At 71.5% G+C, this 22,933-nt stretch carries 13 protein-coding genes; 8 read left to right on the top strand and 5 right to left on the bottom strand.

The features are described 5' to 3' along the window. Positions 1 to 13: 13 nt before the first annotated feature. A complete protein-coding gene (locus WME82_RS49580; protein WP_437743371.1) occupies positions 14 to 565 on the bottom strand; it encodes a DUF2452 domain-containing protein in 552 nt (183 codons plus the stop codon). Further along, the gene (locus WME82_RS49575) at positions 540 to 1,724 is read right to left on the bottom strand and encodes a hypothetical protein (protein WP_438041032.1); all 1,185 of its coding nucleotides are present in this window, start codon (positions 1,722 to 1,724) and stop codon (positions 540 to 542) included. The genes WME82_RS49580 and WME82_RS49575 overlap by 26 nt, the downstream gene beginning before the upstream one ends. Before the next feature lie 185 nt (positions 1,725 to 1,909). On the opposite strand from WME82_RS49575, the gene murA reads away from it, so the two are divergent. The 5 genes from murA to sucD all read left to right on the top strand — a co-directional run bounded on the left by murA (position 1,910) and on the right by sucD (position 7,358). Continuing rightward, positions 1,910 to 3,178: a UDP-N-acetylglucosamine 1-carboxyvinyltransferase gene (gene murA / locus WME82_RS49570; RefSeq protein ID WP_437743369.1), complete on the top strand. Its 1,269-nt coding sequence runs from the start codon at positions 1,910 to 1,912 to the stop codon at positions 3,176 to 3,178. After that, the gene (gene hisG / locus WME82_RS49565; RefSeq protein WP_437743368.1) at positions 3,175 to 3,810 is read left to right on the top strand and encodes an ATP phosphoribosyltransferase; all 636 of its coding nucleotides are present in this window, start codon (positions 3,175 to 3,177) and stop codon (positions 3,808 to 3,810) included. The genes murA and hisG overlap by 4 nt, the downstream gene beginning before the upstream one ends. A 125-nt stretch (positions 3,811 to 3,935) precedes the next feature. Continuing rightward, positions 3,936 to 4,886: a hypothetical protein gene (locus WME82_RS49560; protein ID WP_438041031.1), complete on the top strand. Its 951-nt coding sequence runs from the start codon at positions 3,936 to 3,938 to the stop codon at positions 4,884 to 4,886. A gap of 298 nt (positions 4,887 to 5,184) precedes the next feature. Continuing rightward, a complete protein-coding gene (sucC, locus tag WME82_RS49555) occupies positions 5,185 to 6,381 on the top strand; it encodes an ADP-forming succinate--CoA ligase subunit beta (RefSeq protein ID WP_438041030.1) in 1,197 nt (398 codons plus the stop codon). Positions 6,382 to 6,476: 95 nt separating this feature from the next. Next, positions 6,477 to 7,358 (top strand): succinate--CoA ligase subunit alpha, encoded by an 882-nt coding sequence (sucD, locus tag WME82_RS49550; protein WP_437743365.1) that lies wholly within the window; start codon positions 6,477 to 6,479, stop codon positions 7,356 to 7,358. 542 nt (positions 7,359 to 7,900) lie between these two features. On the opposite strand, the gene WME82_RS49545 is transcribed toward sucD, so the two are convergent. Beyond that, a complete protein-coding gene (locus tag WME82_RS49545) occupies positions 7,901 to 8,941 on the bottom strand; it encodes an oxidoreductase (protein WP_438041029.1) in 1,041 nt (346 codons plus the stop codon). Positions 8,942 to 9,398: 457 nt separating this feature from the next. On the opposite strand from WME82_RS49545, the gene WME82_RS49540 reads away from it, so the two are divergent. The 3 genes from WME82_RS49540 (at position 9,399) to WME82_RS49530 (ending at position 17,438) form a co-directional block, all read left to right on the top strand. Then, a complete protein-coding gene (locus WME82_RS49540) occupies positions 9,399 to 10,415 on the top strand; it encodes a hypothetical protein (protein ID WP_438041028.1) in 1,017 nt (338 codons plus the stop codon). Further along, on the top strand, positions 10,309 to 11,805 hold the full coding sequence (locus tag WME82_RS49535; RefSeq protein ID WP_438041027.1) for an HTTM domain-containing protein: 1,497 nt from the start codon (positions 10,309 to 10,311) through the stop codon (positions 11,803 to 11,805). The genes WME82_RS49540 and WME82_RS49535 overlap by 107 nt, the downstream gene beginning before the upstream one ends. 515 nt (positions 11,806 to 12,320) lie before the next feature. After that, entirely contained in the window at positions 12,321 to 17,438 is a 5,118-nt protein-coding gene (locus WME82_RS49530) for an AAA family ATPase (protein WP_438041026.1), read from the top strand. 80 nt (positions 17,439 to 17,518) lie between these two features. Here the strand turns inward: WME82_RS49530 and WME82_RS49525 are convergent, their stop codons facing one another. Then, positions 17,519 to 21,082 carry a PHP domain-containing protein gene (locus WME82_RS49525; protein WP_438041025.1) on the bottom strand — a complete coding sequence of 1,188 codons (3,564 nt, stop codon included), beginning with the start codon at positions 21,080 to 21,082 and terminating at the stop codon, positions 17,519 to 17,521. Between the two features lie 9 nt (positions 21,083 to 21,091). Continuing rightward, a complete protein-coding gene (locus WME82_RS49520) occupies positions 21,092 to 22,195 on the bottom strand; it encodes a porin (RefSeq protein WP_438041024.1) in 1,104 nt (367 codons plus the stop codon). Positions 22,196 to 22,933: the final 738 nt, after the last annotated feature.

Raw genomic sequence — 22,933 nt, 5'->3', positions numbered from 1 at the left:
GCGAGCGCCGCGGTCAGGCGCCGCGGCCGGTGAGCCGCGCGAGCGCGCCGGCCTCCGCGTCGTGCGCCTCGGCCTCTTGCGCCGGCGTCCACGACATGTCGACCTCGAGGCGGTACGAGCCCTCGAACGCGTGCGGCGGCGAGCCGCCCCACTCCTCCGGCGAGAGCATCGAGAGGTAAGGGACGCCGTCGCCGCGCCGGTACAGGTGGTAGACGTGGCCGGGCCGCTTCTTGAAGTTGCACGCCGCCCGGTGGAGCTCGCCGTCGCGCTGCGCCGCCTCGAGGACCCGCCGCGCCTCCTCCTGGAGCGACCGGATCTGCCGCGCGATCTGCGCGAGCTTGCCGCCTGTGACCGCGCCGAGCAGCGCGTCCGCCTGCTGGATCTCCCGCGCCACGTCGACGAGCTCGTGCGGCGCGGAGAGCCGGCTCAGGGGATACGGCGAGGTGCGGGAGGGCCCCTCGTGGCGGCCGCCGCCGTGCTTCGTGTAGCCGTCGTCGCTCATGCGGTCCACGTCGTCATGGATCGTCCACGGCCCGGCGTCACGGGTCAGGGCACCCGTCTTCATCCGCGACGCCGTCCTCGTCTTCCTTCTGCGTGGGGCAGCGGTCCTCGTCGTCGAAGACGCCGTCTTCGTCGTTGTCCCCTTCGGGGCACCCGTCGTCGTCCTGGAAGCCGTCGCGGTCCTCCGCGAGCTCGCCGCACTGGTCGACGTCGTCCGGAACGCCGTCCTCATCGGCGTCGTGGACGCGCGGGGTCCAGGCCACCGAGAGGACGGCGCGCAGCGGCGTGGTGCCGACGCCGCCGGCCAGCGCCGTCTCGACGCCGGCCAGGAACGAGACGTCGCCCAGCGCGTAGCGCGCGGCGAGGCCGAGCTCGAGCGCGGCCGCCTCCTGGCTCGCGAACGGCGCGATCGGCGAGAGCGGGAGGTGCCCGTGCGCCTCCAGGAAGAACGTGGCGCGCCCTTCCGGGTCGATGCCCAGGATCTGCGGCCGGAACGAGAGGCCCAGGCCGAAGGGGAGCTCGTGGCCGAACACCGTGGGGCACGGATCGTCGCCCGCGGCGGGGGCCGGGGTCGCCTGGCACCCGAAGCGGGCCTCGCCGGCGCGGAGCTTGACCCCCGCCGCGAGGTGCGCGCCGAGCGCGATCAGGCGGTACTCGGCGAGGAGCCTGAGCTCGTTCGTGACGCCCCCCTCGCCCACGAACGACGCCTCGTCCCCCGTGGGCAGCGTGAAGCGCTCGTGCAGCGCGAGCGCGAGCCCGCCGAGATCGCCGCCGGTGGGCTGCACGAGCGTGAGCTTGCCGACGAGGCCGAGATCACCGAGCGCCTGCGCCGGGAGCCACGTGTCGCCGAGCACCCGCGTGGCGTCGGACATGGGCGCGTCGCCGGTCTGGTGGAGGACCACGGGCAGCGTGAGCCCGACGAGCAAGCGCCGCGCGATGCCCACGCCGGCCGCGAAATCCGCGCTGACCTGGTGGCGGATGACGTCGAAGCGGACCTCGCCCGAGGCGGGATCGCGGAGCACGATGGGGCGGTAGGCGTACGAGGCCCAGAGGCTCGCGCTCCACTCGCCCGTGTCCGGGGTCGCGGCGGGCTCGAGGTAGACGCCGGCCCCGGGGTCGATCGAGGCGCGGAACCCGCGGAGATCGGCCGACGGCTGCGCGGCTGCGAGCGGGGCCACAGACGCGGCGAGCAGCGAGGACAGGGCGATGGCGCTCGGTCGCATGGCCGGTGGAGACTAGACGAGCGCACGGGAAGCGCACGGGAAAGTGGGTCCCGTCGCCCGCCGGCCCCGCGCGGTGAGCCGGCGGCGATCGCGACCGCCGGCGCCGAGCGCGGGGCGAAACACGGCGCGCGGCGCGCGGCCCCCGAAACATCGCGTTCCGCCGCGGGTTGTGCGATAGCGGGGGCATGGACTCCATCCGGATCCGGGGCGGGAAGCCGCTCTCCGGCAAGATCCGCATCAGCGGCGCGAAGAACGCCGCGCTGCCGATCCTCTGCGCGACGCTGCTCTCCGACGGGGAGAGCTTGCTCCGCAACGTGCCAGCGCTGCGCGACATCGAGACGACCTCGGCGCTGCTCCGGTTCCTCGGGCGCAACGTCGAGACCGCGCCGCCGCTCGTGAAGGTCGGCGCCGGCGACAACGTGCGGCCCGAGGCGCCTTACGAGCTCGTCAAGCAGATGCGCGCGAGCGTCATGGTCCTCGGCCCGCTGCTCGCGCGCTTCGGCCGCGCCAAGGTGTCGCTCCCCGGCGGCTGCCAGATCGGGACGCGCCCGGTGGATCAGCACCTCAAGGGCCTCGAGGCGCTCGGCGCGACGATCCGGCTGTCGCGCGGCTACATCGTCGCGGAGTGCAAGCGGCTGCGCGGCGCGGAGGTCGTGTTCGATCTGCCGACGGTGACCGGCACCGAGAACCTGATGATGGCCGCGGCGCTCGCGAAGGGGCGGACCACGCTGGTCAACTGCGCGCGCGAGCCCGAGGTCGAGGAGCTCGGCCGGGTGCTCAACAAGATGGGCGCGCGCGTGAGCGGCGCCGGCACGGACGTCATCCACATCGAGGGCGCGGACGAGCTGGAGCCGTTCGACCACGCGATCATCTCCGACCGGATCGAGGCCGGCACGTACATGGTCGCGGCGGCCGCGGCCGGCGGCGACGTGCTGATCGAGAACGCGCCGCTCGAGGACCTCGAGGCGGTCGCGGCCAAGCTCCGCCAGGCGGGCGTCGAGGTGGGCCGCGAGGGCGACTGCGTGCGCGTCCGCCGCGAGGGGCGGCCGCTGCGCGCCGTCGACGTCACGACGGCGCCGCACCCGGGCTTCCCGACCGACATGCAGGCGCAGTTCATGGTCCTGATGTGCCTCGCGCAGGGCACGTCGCGCATCGTCGAGACCATCTTCGAGAACCGCTTCATGCACGTCCCCGAGCTCTCGCGGATGGGGGCGCACATCGACGTGGACGGCCACACGGCGCACGTGCACGGCGGCGCGCCGCTGTCGGGCGCGACCGTGATGGCCACCGATCTGCGCGCGAGCGCGTCGCTCGTCATCGCCGGGCTCGTGGCGACCGAGGGCGAGACCGAGGTGCTGCGCGTCTACCACCTGGATCGCGGCTACGAGTTCATGGAGCGCAAGCTCGCGCAGCTAGGCGCCGACACGGTGCGCGTCGAGGGGCGGGCCGGATGACGAAGCCCCTCACCATCGCCGTCCCCAAGGGGCGGATCCTGAAGGACCTCATCCCGCTCGTGCGGCGCGCGGGCCTCGACAGCACGCCCCTCGAGGAGAACGATCGCCGCCTGGTCCGGCCGACGGCGGACGGCGCGTTCCGGTACGTGTTCCTGAAGCCGGACGACGTCCCGACCTACGTCGAGTACGGCGCCGCCGATCTCGGGGTCTCCGGCCGTGACACGCTCCTCGAGCGCCGCCACGATCTCTACACGCCGCTCGATCTCGGCATCGGCCGCTGCCGCCTCGTCGTGGCCGGGCCGGAGGACACGGAGGTGCCCGATCTGCCGCGCGTCGCCACGAAGTACCCGCGGATCGCCGGGGATCACTTCGCGAGAAAGGGCGTGGTGGCGGAGATCATCCCCGTCCACGGCTCGGTGGAGCTCGCGCCGCTCGTCGGGCTCTCCCACCTGATCGTCGATATCGTCGAGACGGGCTCGACGCTGCGCGAGAACCGCCTCGAGGTGCTCGAGACGGTCACCGAGGTGAGCACTCAGCTCATCGCGAACCGCGCGTCCTACAAGCTGCGGAGCGACGTCATCCGCCCGCTGGTCGAGCGCCTGCGGGCCGCGACGGCCGGCGCGGGGCGGTGATCGCCGCGGGGGCGCTCGTCGCCGCTCGCTGATCGAGGACAGCCGCCGTCCGGAGACCCAGAGAGAGAGAGGAGGCCCAGCTGCTACCGCACCTCGCCGCGCTCCCGGCCGACATCGACACCTGGGTGGGAGGGGGGACCAGCGTCGTCGCGGGCGTGCACCGCGAGCAGCCCGCGGCCCTTCGCTTCGACGCGCTCGCGCAGGCCGAGGTCGGGCTCCGGCTCGCGAGCGGCTCGCTGTACTTCCGGCTCGATCTCGACGTGCAGGCGACCACGGCGCCGCTCGGGCTGCCGGCGTTCGGGCTGCCGGCGTTCGTCTACCCCACGTGGTCCTTGCTGACGCCGGGGATCAAGATCGGCCCGCCCGAGTGGGCGATGCTCCAGATTGGCCGCGAGGATCACCACCTCCGGCTGGGCATCATCACGCACCCGATTGGCCTCGAGGACTGGGACGGCTGGATCAACACTTTCCCGACGACCTCGACCATGATCAGCACCGTCCCGGGCCGGATGCTCGGCGTCGAGCCCGGGCTCGTCCTCGGCGAGGGATACGAGATCAACCTCTTCGGCGGCTTCGATCTCGACGTCGACGCGCCGACGTTCGGCGCCGGTCTCACCACGATGCAGCCGCTCTGGTCGACCTGGTCGGGCGTCGCGCTGTATCCGTCGATCGATTTCTACTCGGCGGTCGTCGCCCTGGAGCTCTACCCGGCCGAGGCGCTGTCCGTGTCGATCGACGGCAGCGTCGGGCTGGTCGGCGCGGCGGACGAGGCGGGAGCGATCGCGCTGAATCCCTGGGTGGGAGGCGAGATCATCGCCAATGTCCTCCCGAAGGTGGCAATCCATCCGGTCTTTAGAGTCCAGGCTCTCTACGAACCGGAAGGCGCCCTCTCTGCCTTTCTGTTCGCGCCTCAGCCGAGCGTCTCCGCGAGCGCCGGGCTCACCTACACGCCGTTCGATGAGCTCAAGATCAGCCTCGAAGGCAAGGTCTCCAGGGTCGAGGACGACATCCTGCCCGGCCTGTTCACCCTCGTGGCGCTCCGCCGGCCTGAGCCGCCGCCCTACGCCACCAAGTGAGGCGACGGAAGCGGCGCTGTGGCCCCGCGCCGCACGCGCCTGGGCGCAGCGCCGCGGGCGCCGACGTCATGCACCGCCAAGCCAGACGACGTCGAGCGCTGCGCCGCCGCACTTTTCCATGGATGGGTGAGCCGGCGCGAAACACTCGAAACGTAACGTGCCGGAGCGTAACAAAACGTAACACGTGACTCGCGCGCGGCCAGGGTAAGGCCAAGGCACCGGGCACACCGACGTCCGTCGGCCCTGTTTTTCGAGTCTCGCGCGGGCGCGGCCTTGTGATAGGGTGGCGGCCCCTCTCATGAAAATCCACGAGTATCAAGGCAAGCAGCTCTTCGCTCGCTACGGAGTGCCGGTACCGAAAGGGGAGCCCGCTTTCCAGGCAAGTGAGGTGGCGCCGATCGCCGATCGGCTGATCGCCCAGACAGGCAACCCGGTCGTCGTCGTGAAGGCGCAGATCCACGCGGGCGGCCGCGGCAAGGGCGGCGGCGTCAAGGTCGCGAAGGGTGGCAGCGCGGAGGCGACCGCCCTCGCCGAGAAGATCCTCGGCATGCAGCTCGTCACCAAGCAGACGGGCCCCGAGGGGCAGAAGGTCCGGCGGCTCTACATCGAGCAGGGCCTCGACATCGCGCGCGAGCTCTACTTCGCGATGCTCGTCGATCGCGAGCGCCGCCGCGTCGCGGTGATCGCCTCGACCGAGGGCGGCATGGACATCGAGGAGGTGGCCCACAGCACGCCGGAGAAGATCTACAAGCTCTTCATCGATCCGGTGCTCGGCCTCGCCCCGTACCAGGGGCGGCAGCTCGCGATCGCGCTCGGGCTCACCGCGAAGGAGACGCAGCGCCAGTTCCTGAAGCTCGTGGCCTCGCTCTATGCGTGCTTCACCGCGGAGGACTGCTCGCTGCTCGAGATCAACCCGCTCGTCGTGACCGGCGCCGGCGACGTCTTCGCGCTCGACGCGAAGGTGAGCTTCGACGACAACGCCGAGTTCCGGCACGCCGACTGGAACGGGATGCGCGACGTCGACGAGGAGGATCCGGTCGAGCTGCAGGCGAAGCGGGCCGGGCTGTCCTACGTGTCGCTCGACGGCGACATCGGCTGCCTCGTGAACGGCGCCGGGCTCGCGATGGCGACGATGGATATCATCCTCCATTACGGCGGAAAGCCGGCGAACTTCCTGGACGTCGGCGGCGGCGCCTCGCAGGAGCAGGTGAAGACCGCGTTCCAGATCATCCTCCGGAGCGAGCGGGTCCGCGGCGTCTTCGTGAACATCTTCGGCGGCATCATGCGCTGCGACGTCGTCGCGGCCGGGGTCATCGCCGCGGCGAAGGAGCTCGGGCTCAAGGTGCCTCTCGTGGTGCGCCTCGAGGGGACGAACGTCGAGGCCGGCCGCAAGCTGCTCGACGAGAGCGGCCTGACCATCCAGTCGGCGAGCTCCATGGCCGATGGCGCGCAGAAGATCGTGGCCGCCACGCGCGGCGGCAAGGCCGGCGCCTAGGGCGCCCGCGAGCACCGAGCCTCGAACCCAGTTGAGCAGCGAGCCAGCGGCGATGGCCGAGCTCCTGTCCACGTTGAAGGTAGAGTAATCAAGCGATGAGCATCCTCGTCAACAAGGACACGCGGGTCGTCTTCCAGGGCATCACGGGCGCCTACGGGTCGCAGCACGCCCGCGCCTGCATCGAGTACGGGACGAAGGTCGTCGCCGGCGTGACGCCGGGCCGCGGCGGCCAGCGATTCGAAGACAAGGTGCCGATCTTCGACACGGTCGAGCAGGCCGTGCGCAACGAGGGCGCCGATGTCTCGTGCATCTTCGTGCCGCCGGTCGGCGCGGCCGACGCGATCACCGAGGCCGTCGATGCGGGCTGCAAGCTCGTCATCTGCATCACCGACGGCGTGCCGGTGCTCGACATGATCCGCGTCCGTCGCTTCCTCGAGGGGAAGCCGACGCGGCTCATCGGGCCGAACTGTCCCGGCGTGATCACCCCGGGAGAGTGCAAGATCGGGATCATGCCGGGCCACATCCACAAGAAGGGCCACATCGGCGTCCTCTCCCGCTCGGGCACGCTGACCTACGAGGCGGTCGGCCAGCTGAGCGCCCTCGGCATCGGCCAGTCGAGCTGCGTGGGTATCGGCGGCGATCCGGTCGGCGGCATGGACTTCATCGACGTGCTCGAGCTCTTCAACCAGGATCCCGACACCCACGGCGTGGTGCTGATCGGCGAGATCGGTGGGACGGCCGAGCAGCGCGCGGCGGCGTGGATCAAGAAGAACATGAAGAAGCCGGTGGCCGCGTTCATCGCCGGCCGCGCGGCGCCTCCGGGCAAGCGCATGGGCCACGCCGGCGCGATCATCGCGGGCGGCGAGGGCACGGCGGCCGAGAAGATCGCGGCGCTCGAGGCGGCGGGGGCCAAGGTGGCCGCCACGCCGGCCGAGATGGGCATCGCGATGCAGGCGGCGATGGCGGCGGCGCGCTGATCTTCTGGCCCGAGAGGGCGTCGAGCGTGCAGCGGCCTTGCTGTGCGCGATCTTCCGAATTGCCCGGCCCGCGGCGAGGGTGCTCGTTGGGCGGGGCGGGGGCCCCGCCGAACTCGCCCGAGACATCTCTCCTCCAGCTTCGCCGGAGGAGAGATGCCTCGGGCTCAAACATCGGCCCATCCCCCACCCCGCCCAACGAGCACCCTCGCCGCGGGCCTACCGCCGTCCCTTTTTAACCCACCTCAAACATCGGCCCATCCCCCACCCCGCCCAACGAGCACCCTCGCCGCGGGCCTACCGCCGTCCCTTTTTAACCCACCTCAGACATCGGCTCATCCCCCACCCCGCCCGGCGAGCACCCTCACCGCGGGCCTACCGCCGTCCCTCTCGAGGACTACCGCTGTCGTTGGTGACGCACCTCGGATATCGGCGCATTCCCACCGCCCGATAGGCACCCTCGGTAGGAAGCGACGGAGGTCGCGTGAACATGCGCTCTTCAACCGCTTCTCAACGCAAGCAGCGGTTTTCCTGCGCAGCGTCGATCACGCCCCCAGCGATATCGTCCGCCGCTCGACGGCGCTCTTCATCGCGGCCTCGATGACGCGGATCACGTCGCGCGCCTCCTCGGCGCGCACCGGCGGCGGGGCGCCGTCGAGGATCGCCGCCGCGATGCCCTCGTAATAGGCCTCGTAGGCGCCGGGCAGGCTCTCGATTACGCGGCGCTCGCCGCTCGCCGTGACGAGCGTGCCGAACGAGCGCGGGTCGTCACGCCCCCACTCCGGTACACCCGGGCGTGTGCCTGCCTTGAGGGCGTCCTCCTGGCCGTCGATCCCGTGCTTGAGGAAGCTCCCGCCGTCGCCATGGACCGCGAAGCGCGGCCCCGGCTCGGGCACCAGCGTCGAGGAGCGCACGATCACCCGGCGCTTGCCGTAGTCGAGCGTCAGGTGGAAATAGTCCACCGTGCGCGCCCCGGAGCGCTGCGCGAGGACGTCGGCGGTCACCGCGCGCGGCAAGCCGAAGAGCACGAGCGCCTGATCGATCAGGTGCGCGCCGAGGTCGTACAGGATCCCCGAGCCCGGCGCCTCCTGCTCTCGCCAACCCTGCTTGATGGCGGGGCGGAAGCGATCGAAGTGCGCCTCGTACGAGGCCACCTCGCCGAGCAGACCCTGCTCGATGCAGCTGCGCACGGTGCGGAAGTCCGCGTCCCAGCGGCGATTCTGGAAGACCGAGAGGAGCCGGCCCCGGCGCGCGGCCAGCGCGATGAGCTCGTCGGCCTCGGCGCTCGTGATCGTGAACGGCTTGTCGACGACCACGTGCTTGCCCGCCTCGAGCGCGGCGCGCGCGAGCGGGAAGTGGGTCTCGTTGGGCGAGGCGATGACCACGAGGTCGATCCCTGGCTCGGCGATCAGCACCTCGGGCGTCGGATGCACGGCGACGCCCGAGTGGTCGGCCATGACCTGGCCCTCCCGGCGGGTCGCAATGGCGGCGAGGCGCAGCCGAGAGACGGAACGGATCAGCGGGGCGTGGAAAACGGCGCCGGCGAGGCCGTAGCCGACGAGGCCGACATAGACGCGCTGGGACATGGCAGGACGGGCTCGTCCGGGACGCTAGCCCGAAGAGGCGCTGGGGGGAAGCCCAGGCGCGAAGACGCCGAGGAGCCTCCAGAGGCGCGTGACGGCGGCTGGCGAACCGCCCCAGGCATCGGCAACACCACGCACGCTCGCCCTGGTGAGCCGCCACGAGCATCCGGCACGCCGCGATTGCGCCTGGCGAGCTGCCACAGGCGTCCGCCGCGTTCGCCAGCGCGCTCGGCGATATGCCCAGAGCATCCACATCGCTCGTCATCCCACGAGGCACTCCGCACAAGGCTTCTTCGAGCCCTACGAGCCCACGCCGGAGGCACGCGCGAGCGACGATCACGGGCGAAGTGGTCACCGCACATCCAATGTCGTCGCCCGTGCCCCTCATCGCCGTGGAACGAGGCGGTTCGTGCAGACGCGGCGCGGCGGTTGCGATACCCTCCTGCGCTTGGAGGCTTTGATGCAAGCCAAGAGCATCCTTTCCGTGGTGGCCCTGACCACCTTGATCGCCGGTAGCCCCTTCGCGACAGGGTGCAAGACCACCGCCGAGGCCAGCGTGACCGAGGAGTCGGTCCAGGCGGTCCCCGTGGCGATCGAAGATCCGCTGACCGAGGAGCACGACGGCGGCTCGGTCGGGTGGGAGTTCGCGCCCGACGGCGCCGTGAAGGCGATCGTGAAGGCGCCTGACGGCAAACCCATCGACAAGGACGTGAGCGGCACGCTCACCTGGAAAGGGCCGAACGGCGACGCGCAGGCCCCGCTCGCGCTCGACGCGAAGACAGGGCTCCTCGTCGCGACCGGGCCCAAGCTCGAGGCCGATCTCACCGAGGTGAAGTACAACATCAGCGTCTCCGGGAAGCCGTGGAATGGCACGCTCCACGTGCCCTCAGGGGGCACGAAGGTCATCGTCGAGGGCGCGAGAAAGGCCGAGAAGAGGCCCATCCCCCCCGGCAAGACGGGCCCGAACGGCGGGGTGATCCAGGTGGTCGGCGACGACACGATCGAGGTCGTCGCGGACAAGGCCTCCGGTCAGGTCAGAGTCTACGTCCTCGACGCGGACCTGAAGCCGATCCCCGTCGGCGACCGCAAGATCAAGCTCGGCTTCGTGGGACAGGGCTCCGAGCTCGTCGTGCTCACCCCCGGCCCGGGCGGCCTTTACTGCGTCGGCAAGGTCGGGGCGAAGGTCAACCCGGTGAAGCTCACCGTCGTCGTGGCGCACCCGACGCACGCCGACGTGGTGCTCGTCGGCTACCGCCCCGGCGTGCACGTCATCGTCGGCCCGAGCGCGCCTGCCCTCAACGTCGTGGTGGCGACGGCGTGGAACGTGGATGTGAAGGTCAACAGGGCTCCTGGCGTGGTGGTGGTCCACGATGACGACGACGACGATGACGACGACGGGCGAAGGGTCCACATCCACGTGCACGGCAAGCACAAGGGCAAGCACAAGCACGGGCGCGGGCACGGGCACTGGAAGTGACCTCGCGCGGCGCTGGGCGGCCTACCTCACCGCCGAGGTCGACGCCGCCTCGCTCGCCGTCTTCCGCGCCGGCTATGGCGCCCTGATCGCGTGGGAGGTCGTCCGGTACGCCCTCCACGATCGGATCTACCGCTATTACATCGAGCCAGGCTTCTTCTTCAGCTTCGTCCCCCTCGTCCGCCCGTGGGGCGGGACTGGGATGTACTGGCACTTCGGCGCCCTCTTCGTCCTCGCGCTGCTCTGCGCCGTCGGGCTCTTCTACCGGGTGAGCGCCGCGCTCCTCTGCGCTGCGCTCACCTATGTCTTCCTCCTCGACAAGGCACAATACCTCAACCACCTCTATCTCCTTTGCCTCCTCGGGCTGCTGCTCGCCGCCGCCCCGGCGCACCGCGCGCTCTCGCTGGATCGCCTCCGCGCGCGGCGCGCCTCGCCCGCAGGGGCGGCGCCCGGCGCGCCGGCGGAGACGGTGCCGCGCTTCTATCTCTTCGCCCTGAAGGCCCAGATCGCCATCGTCTACTTCTACGGCGGCGTCGCGAAGCTGAACGGCGACTGGCTCCGGGGGCAGCCGCTCACCATGTGGCTCGCCGCGCACGGCGACGCGCCCCTCGTCGGGCCGCTCCTGGCCTCGCCGACAGCGGGGCTCGCGCTCTCGTATGCGGGGCTCTTCATCGACCTCTCGATGGGCTTCCTGCTCTTCTCCCGGCGCACCTTCCCCTTCGGCGCGGCGCTCGCCGTGGCGTTCAACCTGTCCAACGCCCTCCTGTTCAAGATCGGTATCTTCCCCTACGCGATGATCGCCTCGCTCGCGCTGTTCGGCGATCCCTCGTGGCCGAGGCGGCGACTGCCCTTCCTGTTCAAGGGCGCGGACGCCCCCGGCGACGTCGCCCGCGTCCCCTCGCCCGCCGCGCCGCGCCGGAGCGCGCTGCCGCTCGCGCTGCTCCACGGGTATCTCCTGTTCCACCTCGTGGTGCCGCTCCGGCACTGGGTCTATCCGGGCGACGTCGCCTGGAACGAGGCCGGACACCGCTTCTCGTGGCGCATGAAGCTGCGCGACAAGAATGTGAGCGAGCTCGGGATCCACGTGCTGGATCCGAGGACCGGCGTGCGCGAGCCGCTCGACGTCGAGGCGTGGCTCACGAGCCGCCAGCTCGGGGAGATGTGCGCGCGGCCCGACATGCTCGTCGACTTCGCGCACCACGTGGCCGATCGCTTGCAAAAGGACTCCGGGGTGCGGCCCATCGTCACGGCCACGGTCGTCGCGTCGCTGAACGGAGGTCCCCTCCGCGACCTCGTCGATCCGACCCTCGATCTCGCGTCGCAGCCGCGCGGCCTCCTCGACCACCCGAGCTGCGCGTCGCCAGAGGGGTCCTTGATGGCACGCTCACGGTAGGCCCTCGGGGCATAGGCGTTAACCAAGCTCGGTCACGCTCAGGGCGCGAAGCCCGCCCCCCCTCCACCCCACCATCGGTCACCAACGTGAACGTTTACGTGGTCGTGAACGTTTACGTGGTCGTGGTCGTGGTCGTTCACGGCCTACCGTTGACGACCACGACCACGACCACGACCACGACCACGACCACGACCACGTAAACGTTCGGATGTAGGAGAACGCGGCGCGAAGCTTGGTTGCCGCCTGTGAGGCGCCCCGCCACGAGGGCCGGGCGGCCCCGGAAACGCCTCACCCGCGCCCAGGAACGAACCTGGGTGCTTCGCGTCGAGTACTCCGCATCACACACAACGACAAGGGACGCGGCGTTGCAGCGTGACACAGCACACGTCGAGCCCCCTTCTTTGCACTCCCTGGGTGAATCCGCAGAAGACCGCCCTATACTGGTCCTTCCCGGACGTAATCTGCCGCACGGTACGTGTGGACGAAGCCATCACGAGGTGGAGCGCAAGCACGTCATGACCACCACAGCACCGTTCGATCTGCCAGGACACGTCGTCGAGCAGCTGATCCATGAGGGCGGCAAGACCCACGTTTACCGCGGCCGCCGCGCCGCGGATCAGCGGCCGGTCGTCATCAAGACGCTGAAGGGGGAGCACCCGAGCGTCCGCGATCTCGCCCTGCTGCGGCACGAGTTCAGCCTCCTGCGCGATCTGGATCTCGAGTCCGTGGTGAGGGTGTGCTCGCTCGAGAGGACGCGCGGCGGCCTCGCCCTCGTCACGGAGGCGGTCGAGGGCACGACCCTGAGGGCGATCCTCGACGATCGCCGGCTGGACCTCCGCGCGGCGCTGGCGCTCTCGGCGGCCATCGCCGACGCCATCGGCGCGGTGCACCGCTGTCACGTCACGCACAAGGACATCAATCCCAGCAACATCATCGTCAGCTCGGACCTGCGCCGCGCCACGCTCATCGACTTCGGCGCCTCGTCGCGGCTCAAGCAGGAGTTTCAACAGTCGACCTCGGCGTCCACCCTGCAAGGCACGCTCGCGTACATGTCGCCCGAGCAGACAGGGCGCATGAACAGGGGCATCGATTACCGCGCCGACCTCTACTCGTTCGGTGTCACGCTGTATGAAATGCTGACCGGAGCCCTGCCGTTCCCGGACGGCGATCCGGTGGACGTCCTCTACAGCCACATCGCGCGGCAGCCCGCCCCGCCGCACGAGCGCAGCGGGGACGTCCCCCGGCCGGTCTCCGAGATCGTCATGAAGCTCCTCGCCAAGGCGCCGGAGGACCGCTACCAGAGCGCGTACGGCGTCAAGGCAGACCTCGCGGAGTGCCTGCGGTCCCTCGAGCAGACAGGCCGGGTCCACCCCTTCCCCGTCGGTCAGCGCGATCGCAGCCACGAGCTGCGCGTCCCGCAGAAGATCTACGGCCGAGACGAGGAGCGGGACCGGCTCCTGGCCGCCTTCGAGCGGGCCCGCGCGGGCGCCGCGGAGCTCGTGCTCGTCTCCGGCTACTCCGGCGTCGGCAAGAGCGCGTTGGTCCACGAGACCTACAAGGCCATCGCCAGGGTCGGCGGCCACTTCGCGCACGGCAAGTTCGATCAGCTGAACCGCGGCGTGCCCTGCGCCTCGGTCGTCCAGGCGTTCAGGGGGCTCGTGCAGCAGCTCCTCTCCGAGCGGACAGACGCGCTGGCCCACTGGCGAGCGGAGCTCGGCGCGGCGCTCGGCCCGAACGCCGGGCTCCTCGTCGACCTCATCCCCGAGCTCGCGCTCATCGTCGGCGAGGCGCCCGCGGTCGCGGCGCTCGGCCCCTCCGAGTCGCAGAACCGCTTCGACATGGTGTTCCGGAGCTTCCTTGGCGTATTCGCCGCTCCGGCGCACCCGCTGGTCCTCTTCCTCGACGACCTCCAGTGGGCGGACCCGGCGTCGCTCAGGCTGCTGCGGCTCCTGCTCACCGACGCCGATACACGCCATCTCCTGGTCGTCGGGGCGTACCGCGACAACGAGGTGAGCCCGGCACACCCGCTCGTCATCACCCTCGACGCCGTCCGCGCCGCGAACGCGGCCGTGACCGACATCCCCCTCGCCCCGCTCTCGCAGGACGACGTGACGGCGCTCGCCTCGGACGCCCTCGGCCGCGCGGCGCAGGACGTCGCCCAGCTCTCCGAGCTCATCCACGACAAGACGCTGGGCAACCCGTTCTTCATCGGGCAGTTCCTGCGAATGCTGAGCGACGACGGGCTCCTCCGGTGCGACCCGGAGACCGGCAGATGGACATGGGATCTCGCAGCCATCGAGTCGCGGGCCGTGACGGACAACGTCGTCGACTTCATGATCGCCAAGCTGCAGAGGCTCGCGCCGCCCACCCAGCGCGCCCTGACGCTCGCCGCGTGCATCGGGCACCGGTTCGACCTGCGCACGCTCGCGACGATCTCCGAGCTGCCGGCCGCGCAGGCGGCGCAGGATCTCTGGGCGGCCATGCAGGAAGGGGTCCTGCTCCCCATCGACGCCGACTACCGGCTCGTGCACCCGGAAGACCCGTCCCACGGCGAGCCCGCGACCGACGCGTCGTTCGCCGTCTCCTACCAGTTCTTGCACGATCGCGTCCAGCAGGCGGCCTATGCCCTCATCGCGGACGAGCACAGATGTGCCGCCCACCTGCGCGTAGGCCGCCTGATGCTGGCCAGCCAGCGCGGCGAGCCGCAGGAAGAGCAGCTGTTCGACACTGTAAACCATCTTAACTATGGTGCCGCCCTCATCGCCGATCCCGGCGAGCGCGATCTGCTCGCGCGCCTGAACCTGCGCGCCGGGAGGAAGGCCAAGAGCTCGACCGCGTACGGGGCCGCGGCGGAGTACTTCAGCGCCGGGCGGAGCGCGCTCGGAGACGACGGCGCCTCGCGGGATCAGGCGCTGCGCTGGGCGCTCACGCTGGAGGCGGCCGAGTGCGAGTACCTGTGCGGCCGCTTCACCGAGGCCGAGGCGCTGTTCCAGCGGCTGCTCGAGGTGGCGGCGTCGAACCTCGATCGGGCGCGGGTCCAGAGCCTGCGGATGAAGCTCTACCAGGTCGCCGGCCGCTACGACGAGGGCGTCACCGTCGGACAGGAGGCGCTGCGCCTGTTCGGCGTCGAGATCCCCGGGGCGAGCGAGGAGATCGGCGCCGCCGTCTCCGCCGAGGTCGCGCAGATCCCGGAGAGCATGGCGGGCAGGAGCATCGAGGACATCCTGAACGCGCCGCTGCTCGCCGACGAGCAGATCCGCGCGGTCATCAACCTGCTCGCCGACTGCGCTCCCTGCGCGTACATCGGGCGGCCGGGCGTGTTCCCGCTCATCGCGCTGAAGATGCTGAACCTGTCGCTGCGGCACGGCAACACCGAGGCGTCGTGCTTCGCCTACAGCGTCTACGGGCTCATGCTCGTCGCGGCGTTCGGCGATATCCCGTCGGGATTCCGCTTCTCGGAGATGTCGATCCGGCTGAACGAGAAGCTCGGGGACATCTCGCTGCGGGGGACGCTGCTGCACCTCCACGGCGATCACATCAATTTCTGGGTCCAGCACATCCGGAACGATCTCCCCATCCTGGAGCGGGCGTTCCTCGCGTGCATCGAGGCCGGCGATCTGGTGTACGCGAGCTACCTGGCCTTCGAGACCGTCTGGCAGGTCTACGAGAAGGGCGATCCGCTGGCGGAGGTCCACCGCGTCGCCGAGCGATTCGCGTCGTTCGCGCGCAAGACAGGCAATCACGCCGTCCTCGAGACGATCCGGCTGGAGCAGCAGTTCCTGCGCAGCCTGAAGGGGCTCACGGCGGCCGACGCCTCGCTGAGCGAGGAGGGCTTTGCAGAGGAGGAATGCCTGGCCGCGCTCACCCGGGCGAGCTTCGGGTGCGGTATCGCCTTTTACCACATCATCCGGCTCATCCTGCTCTATTCCCAGGGACGCCCCGAGGAGGCGCTCGCCGCCGCGGAGGCGGCGCGCCCGGTGCTCGGGGCCGTCATGGCGATGCCGATCGAGGCGACCTATCACTTCTATCTCGCGCTCACGCTGGTCGCGCTCGGCGAGCATGGCGAGCGCGAGCGCGAGCGGCACGCCGGGGCGCTCTCCGCGTCGCTCGAGAAGCTCGAGCTCTGGGCGCGCCATTGCCCCGACAACTTCCGCGTGAAGCACGTCCTCGTCCTGGCCGAGGCGGCGCGCGCCTCCGGCCGCGACGTCGAGGCGATGGGGCTCTACGACGACGCCATCGACGCCGCCCGTCAGAGCGAGTTCGTGCAGTACGAGGCGCTCGCGTCGGAGCTGGCTGGCCTGTACTACGCTCGCAAGGGCCGGCGGCGCATCGCCACGCTCTACCTGGACGCGGCGATGCACGCCTACCGGCAGTGGGGGGCAGAGCGAAAAGCCACGGAGCTTATCCGGCAGCACGGGCTCGACCCGCTCCCCATCGCTCGGGGGCCCGCGGCGGAGCACGAGAAGGCCGCCGCGAGATCGAGCTCGATGTCGGTGAGCCACCCGCTCCTCCACAAGCTCGCCGACGTCGCGGCGGTGCTGCAGACGACGCACGCGATCTCCAGCGAGCTCGTGCTCGGGAAGGCGCTCGACCGCGTGATGCGCGCCGTCCTCGCGAGCGCCGGCGGCCAGCGCGGCTTCCTGGTGCTCGCGCGCGAAGAGCGGTTGTTCATCGAGGCGTCCGTCACCATCGATCCTGCGTCGATCGAGGTGGAGCTCCGGCGTCCGCTGGAGGAGTCCTCGGCCCTGCCGGTCAGCGTGGTCCACTACGTGGCGCGGACGCGAGAGCTGCTCATCCTGGACGACGCCGCGGCGAGCCCTCGGTTCGCGGCGGATCCCTACCTCGCCGCGCGCCGGCCAAAGTCGGTGATGGGCCTCCCGCTCGTCCACCAGAACCGGCTGACGGGCGTGCTGTACGTGGAGAACACGCTCGCGAGCGGCGCCTTCACCCCGGAGCAGACCGAGCTGCTCCGCCTCCTGGGCGCGCAGGTCGCGGCGGCGCTCGAGAACGCGCTGCTCTACGGCCGGCTGCAGGAGGTCTCCGAGAGGCACCGCGCCATGAACGATCGGCTCGAGAGCGAGGTGCAGCGGCGCACCGAGGAGCTGTTCTCGGTCAACGAGCGCCTGTCGAAGCAGGCAGACGAGCTGAACCGGGCCAACGAGCTGCTGCTCGAGGAGCTCCGCGAGCGCGAGCGCGCCGAGCAGGCCCGGGCAGCGCTCCAGGAGGAGATCATCGGGGTGCAGCGGCTGCGCCTCTCGGAGATGGCGACGCCCATCATCCCGATCACCGATCGCGTCCTGGTCATGCCGCTCATCGGGACGATGGACGCGGCGCGCGCCGCGCAGGTGCTGGAGGCGACCCTCGCCGGGGTGGAGCGCCACAACCCGTCCATCGTGATCATCGACATCACCGGCCTGAAGCGCGTCGACGCCGGGGTCGCCGACTCGCTGATCCGCACCGCCTCGGCGCTGCGGCTGCTCGGCGCGCAGGCGATCTTGACCGGGATGCAGCCGGAGGTCGCCCGTGCGCTCACGCAGGGCGGGATCGACCTCCGCGGCATCATCACCCGCTCGACGCTCCAGAGCGCCATCGCCCACGCGATCACGCCGTCCCCTGCCGCACGGCCCCGCTGAGCGCGCGGCGCGCTCCGCCGTCGCTCCTGCCCGTTGGTGAGGTCTGCGCGGGCCGCGCGCGCGCGCCCACCTTTTGGGCGCTACGGCGACGCCTGCTTGTCCTCGCAGCGGCCGAGCACGAAGATCCCGCAGACGCGCTCGTTCACCAGGCACTGCTGCCCTTCCGGGCACTGCGACGGATCGAGCACGGCCGGGTCGCACGGCCTCGCGCAGAACGGGGGCGGGCCGCGCGGGGCGTCGTAGACGCCGTTGCCGTCGCGATCCAGGAAGATGGGGTTCGTGACCGCGTAAGGCGCCACCGGGTACCAGTCGGGGACCGGCGGCGACGCCGTGAAGAACCGGGAGAGCGCCTCGACCTGCGTGAACGCGAGGCTCGCGACCCGGGGCAGCTGGAGTTCGCCGAACGACACCGGCAGCGCGACCGGCGTGAGGAGGTTCTCGTCGCGCAGGCCCATCGCCACCACGACGACCCAGCCGTCCGACGGCGGCGCCGGCAACACGAGCCGCTCGTCGACGTCCACGATCGCCGACGGCCCCGAAGGCGGCTCGAGCACCCGGACCAGGCGGCCGCTCACGTAGACCTCGACGCGATCCACGCCGAACCAGCTCGCCGTCTCGATCCGCAGGGCGAGCGGCACCGTGTCGCCCTCGACGCGCGCCACGCCGCCGAACGTCGCGCCGCCCACGCTCGCGCGGATGAATGGCCCATACGTGGCGAACGCGCTGCCCGCGCGGAGCGCCCCGGTCGCCTCCTCGAGATCGAGCGCCGCCGGCTGGTCGGTCGGCGAGCGGAAATAGGTGCGCGGGAAGCCCGGCTCCAGCGAGGCGCCGTGGCTGTCGCTGCTCCCCACCTGCGTCGGCGAGAAGCCGTGGTCGAGGTAGCGGAACAGGTCATCGACCTGACCCGCGTGGAAGGTGCACGGCCGATCCGCGTCCTCCGGCGGGACCGCGCCGCCCTCGCCTCCCAGGCAGAGCGCCTCCCCGTCGGCCGCGGTCGTGTCGAAGTCCCAGACGGCGTCCTGCTCCTCGGGCGTCCTCGTCAGGATCCGCTTGGTCACGCTCCAGGCGAGCGCCGAGCGGGCGCGCTGCTGGCACGCCGCGTACCGCTCGCCAGGCTTGCACGCCGGGAGGCCGCCAGGAAGCTCGGCGCACGCCGCGCGGAGCGACGCCTCGTCCGTCGCGGCGTCGATCCGGGACAGGCACCGGTTGAAATCGACGACCTCCTGCACGGTGGGGGTCCGGAGCAGATCGAGCCGCTTCCCGTTGAAGACCTCCATCGCGTCGAAATCGCAGCTGCCCGCCTGGAACAGCGGGTTGCTCGCCTCGAGCGTCGGGATCGACCGGCGCAGCGTGAAGGGGTCGACGCCGAGCTGGTCGATGTACCCGATGAACCCGTCGCGCGGGTGAGCGACGATCACGAGCGCGTCGTCGCCCTCCGCCGCCGTGCCGCGCACCCCGTCGATCACGTCCCCGCCCGCGCGGCAGACCCAGTCGAAGACGCCGTGATCCGGCACGTCGAGCTCGTCGTAGCGGAGCGGGAAGCCGATGAAGTGCCCGAGCTCGAGCGTCGAGACCTCGGCGCCCACCGCCGTCTTCAGGTGCGGCTCGAGCCCCAGCTGCCTCACCGCGGGCGCGAGATCCGTGTGCACGTCGTGGTCGGTGGCCACCGCGACGTCGAGCCCCTCGACGACCGCCGAGGTCACCCGCTCCTCGAGCGGCAGGCCGCTGTCGAAGCTCGGGCGCTGGTGCAGGTGCATGTCGATCGACATCCAGCCCGTCGAGTCGACCTCGCGCGGCACGACCGCCTCGATCCGCCGGACCTCCCCGGCGCGCACATCGAGGTCGGGGACCTCGAACCGGCCGAACTCGGGCCCGCGCGTGGCGAGGACGCGGTAGCGCCCGGGCTCGATCTCGACCGCGCCCTCGCCCGTCGCCGATCGCTCGATCTGCCGGACGCCGCTGCCGAGGCGGCCGTGGCCGAGGTAGACCCGCCTCGTGCCGTCGCCCTCGAGCGGCTGGCCCGCGGCGTCGAGCGCGATGAACGTCAGCTTGGCGGGCGCGAGCCGGCCGCCCTCGTCGACCACCCGGTACGCGATCCGCGCGGGGCTCGGCAGCTCCGCCGCCACCGAGACCGTGGCCCCGGCGCCGAGCGCCACGCGGATCGGCGCGGACACGGCGGTGCCCTCGGGGTTCTCGGCGACGAGCAGGTAGCCGCCGGGCGCGAGCCGCGCGTGGAAGTCGCCGTCCTCCACCGGATCGAGCCCGAGGTCGGCGTCGACGGAGCTGAGCAGCCCCACGTCCCCCGAGCGCGCGAGGTTCGCCTCGACGAGCGCGTCGACGCTCGCGAAGGCGGCGCCCGGGTCGGGGTCGCGGAAGACGTGGACGCGCGCGTTCGGCACGGGCGCGCCCGTCGACCGCCACCGCACGGCGCCCTCGAGCGCTCCTGTCGGCGTGCCCCGGGCGCCGTACACCACCTCGGCGACGCTCGCGATGTCGCCCTCGCCCACGGCGAAGTAGCGCTCGTAGGTGAACGACCGCTTCCGGTCGCACGCGTCGTCGTCGGAGCCCGCGGCGAGGCAGCTCCGGCCGGCGCTCAGGAAGGCCGTCGCCGCGCTCGTGAAGACGGGGACGTTGACCGTGGAGGGCGGGCCGCCCTCCGGCGCCTTCGTGAAATAGCCGTAGCTGACGTCGCCGCCGGCCGCGGCGACGAAATCGAAGCTGAGCGGCTGCTGGAACGTGTCCCGGCCAGAGAAGAGGGCGTCGAACACCGCCTTCTCCTCGTCGAAGCCCATGCCAGGGCCGAAGATGTCGTTCTGGTTGCCGAAGAAGACGAAATCGCCGGCGACGATCCCGCCCTTCCGCTCGGGATCTCCGTTCCGCTCGTCGCCAAGGATGCCCCTGAAGATGTCGGAGGGGCCCGCGTAGTTGTCGAGCGAGAGCGGCTCCCCGCAGGCGCACGCGGGGCAGCCGTCGTCGCCCGCCGCGAGGCCGTCCGCGCACTCGAGCGCGCACGAGGCGACGCTCGGGCACCCGAGCACCTCGTCCGGCAGGAGGAGCGTCGTGCGGATCGTGACGAACCGCTCGCCCGGGCGCAGGACGTAGTCGGTGCGGAAGCGCATCGCCGGCTTGAGGCCGTCGAACAGGAGGCCGAGCAGGTCCTCCTGGGTCTTCAGCACGCCGAGCGCGTGGAAGAGGAAGCCGCCGTCGCCCTCGACCCGGACGATCGCCTCCTGCCCGTCGGAGCCGTCGTCGACCACGAAGACCTCGGTGGCGCCCGGATCGGGCACGAGCAGGTTGGCGACCGGGAACGACTCGGCGAAGCGGTCGCGGCCCGACGCGCTCGCGAAGCGCGGATCGGGGCGGCGCAGATCGGCGTCGACCAGCGAGCCGCCGTAGACGCCCGGCCCCGGCGAGTGGCGCGGGCCGAGGATCGCGACCCGGATCTCATCGTTTTCCAACAGGAAATCGCCGACATCGGCCATCGCCACCGGGCCGCCGACCAGCTCGAACCGGTTCTCGATCGGCTTGGCGCGCAGGAGGTTCGGCTCGTCGCAACCGACCAGGCCGACCAGGCCGAGGAGAGCGAGGAGGCCGAGGGCGCCGCGCGGCGCGGGCAGGGCGAGGGCGGAGCGGCGTTTTCGCATGGCGGGCCGCTAGAGGTTGAGCTGGAGCTGCAGCGCGACGGCGTCGTTGTCGAGCGCGACGCCGTGGCGCTCCTGCCGGTGGGTGAAGTCGGCCTGCGCCTTGAGCGTGTTGTCGATGAAGTGGTAACTCGCGCCGGCGGTGAGGGCCCAGCTGTCCGTCTCGTCCGGGAGGTCGAGGTTGGGATCGAGCCACTCGAACCGCGCGCTCACCCCGAGCTTGATGCGCCTCACGAAATACCCCACCTCGCCGACGAGCCCAATCGACGTGACCGGGGCGAGCTGGCCGAGCGGCTGCGTCGGGGTGCTCTCGGGGTCGCTCTGGTTCCAGAGGAGCTCGGCCAGCGCGTGCGCGCCCGCGGCCTGGACCAGGACGTCGGCGCCGATGCCGTGGATGTCGCGCGTGCCGCCGTCGCTGAAGAAGTAGCTCGCGCCTGCGCCGACGCGGAGGCGCGAGGCGGTGAGGTCCTGCACCGAGCGAGGGAGGGGGCCGAGCGGCTCGGTGGCGAGCCGCGCGACGTAGGCGATGTGGTCGAAGCGGTTGCCGAAGCTCGCGGCGTTCTCGATATAGCCGGCGAAGAACTGATCCGAGCGCTGGAAGCCGTTGAACATGCCGGCGAAGTAGCTGAACGCCCTGCCCCGGAAGTGCCCCTCGACGTGGAGGCCGACCTGGCGTGAGGGCGCCATGGCGCGCACGGCGAGGGGCCGCTCGATGAGCGCGCCCTCGCCGGCGCCGGCCATCGCGGAGCGGCTGAACGGCACGTCGTGCGCGCCGAAGTAGAGGTTCGCGAAGGAGAAGTGGGCGTAGCCGATCCACGCCTCGGAGAGCCGCGCCGAGGCGTCCGCGCCCCCGGCGAGCTCGCCCGAGACCGCGAACGGCACGTACCCGGCGAGCCTCCCCGCGAAGCCGACGCGGGCGCGCCGCAGGCGGAACCCCTGCCCCTCGGCGACGTCGCCCGCCTGGAGGAAGGCGTCCTCGCCCACGTAGGGGACGGCCTGCGCCTGCACGAGCACGAGGGGAGAGAGCACGAGGCGGCCGATCGCGAGCTGGAACGGCGGTCCGCCAGCGGCCGGCGCAGCGGCCGACCCGGCAGGAGACGGTGCGGCCTCGATCACGGCGGGCGGCGCAGCGCTGGACGGCGCGGCGCCTGCCGGCGACGTGCTGGCGGCGGCTGCTCCGGGTGCGGTGACAGCGGAGGGCGCAACGGTGGCAGGCGGTGCGTCCGGCGTGGCCGCGGGGGTGCCTGGAGGTGGCGTGACCGGCGCGCCGCTGGGCGGCGCAGCTCCGGAAGGCGGCGTGGCCGGCGCACCACCGGGGGGAACCGCGCCGGGCGGCGGCGCGACCGGGATGGCCGGCGCGACCGGGATGGTCGGCGCGGCGGGCGGGGGAACCGGGAGCGCGTCGGCGGCCGGAGGCTGGGCTGGCTGCCGCTGGGCGGGTTGCGCGCTGGCCTGCGGACACCAGAGCGCCACCGCTGCCAGGAGGATTGGGGCGATCGCAGCGCCGTCCGGCGCCGCGCTGCCCCCGCGGCGCCGCGGCCGCGCACATCGAGGATCCGCACCGCGACGAGTCCATGCGCAAGGTGTCATTGGCGTCCGTGCTGGCCGGCGGGCGAGAGGGTATCGCAGCGAACTCGGCAACAGCGCCGCTGGCAGGCGCCTTTCGTCTATCCCACGTGTCGACAGGGTGTCAACGCGCCGCCTCGCACCCGCGCGCACCAGGCGTGTTGCCCTTTCCGGGCACCTGCGATGGGCGTACACTGGTTGCTCCCGAACCCCGCGGCGATCGACGTCGATCGCCGCCCGTTCCCGGAGGCGGGCTCGCCCCGCCGCCGCGCGGAAGGCCGGAATAAC

The organism is Sorangium sp. So ce128 (genome assembly GCF_051525245.1).
In the GTDB taxonomy this organism is placed as follows: domain Bacteria; phylum Myxococcota_A; class Polyangia; order Polyangiales; family Polyangiaceae; genus Sorangium; species Sorangium cellulosum_B.
The sequence above is the reverse complement of the archived record's forward strand: the minus strand, read 5'-3'. Positions and strand labels throughout refer to the sequence as shown.

What these genes read in the sequence shown, in the direction of transcription:
- WME82_RS49580 (WP_437743371.1), bottom strand. Translation starts at nt 565, where the DNA reads ATGAAGACGGGTGCCCTGACCCGTGACGCCGGGCCGTGGACGATCCAT.
- WME82_RS49575 (WP_438041032.1), bottom strand. Translation starts at nt 1,724, where the DNA reads ATGCGACCGAGCGCCATCGCCCTGTCCTCGCTGCTCGCCGCGTCTGTG.
- murA (WP_437743369.1), top strand. Translation starts at nt 1,910, where the DNA reads ATGGACTCCATCCGGATCCGGGGCGGGAAGCCGCTCTCCGGCAAGATC.
- hisG (WP_437743368.1), top strand. Translation starts at nt 3,175, where the DNA reads ATGACGAAGCCCCTCACCATCGCCGTCCCCAAGGGGCGGATCCTGAAG.
- sucC (WP_438041030.1), top strand. Translation starts at nt 5,185, where the DNA reads ATGAAAATCCACGAGTATCAAGGCAAGCAGCTCTTCGCTCGCTACGGA.
- sucD (WP_437743365.1), top strand. Translation starts at nt 6,477, where the DNA reads ATGAGCATCCTCGTCAACAAGGACACGCGGGTCGTCTTCCAGGGCATC.
- WME82_RS49545 (WP_438041029.1), bottom strand. Translation starts at nt 8,941, where the DNA reads ATGTCCCAGCGCGTCTATGTCGGCCTCGTCGGCTACGGCCTCGCCGGC.
- WME82_RS49540 (WP_438041028.1), top strand. Translation starts at nt 9,399, where the DNA reads ATGCAAGCCAAGAGCATCCTTTCCGTGGTGGCCCTGACCACCTTGATC.
- WME82_RS49535 (WP_438041027.1), top strand. Translation starts at nt 10,309, where the DNA reads ATGACGACGACGACGATGACGACGACGGGCGAAGGGTCCACATCCACG.
- WME82_RS49530 (WP_438041026.1), top strand. Translation starts at nt 12,321, where the DNA reads ATGACCACCACAGCACCGTTCGATCTGCCAGGACACGTCGTCGAGCAG.
- WME82_RS49525 (WP_438041025.1), bottom strand. Translation starts at nt 21,082, where the DNA reads ATGCGAAAACGCCGCTCCGCCCTCGCCCTGCCCGCGCCGCGCGGCGCC.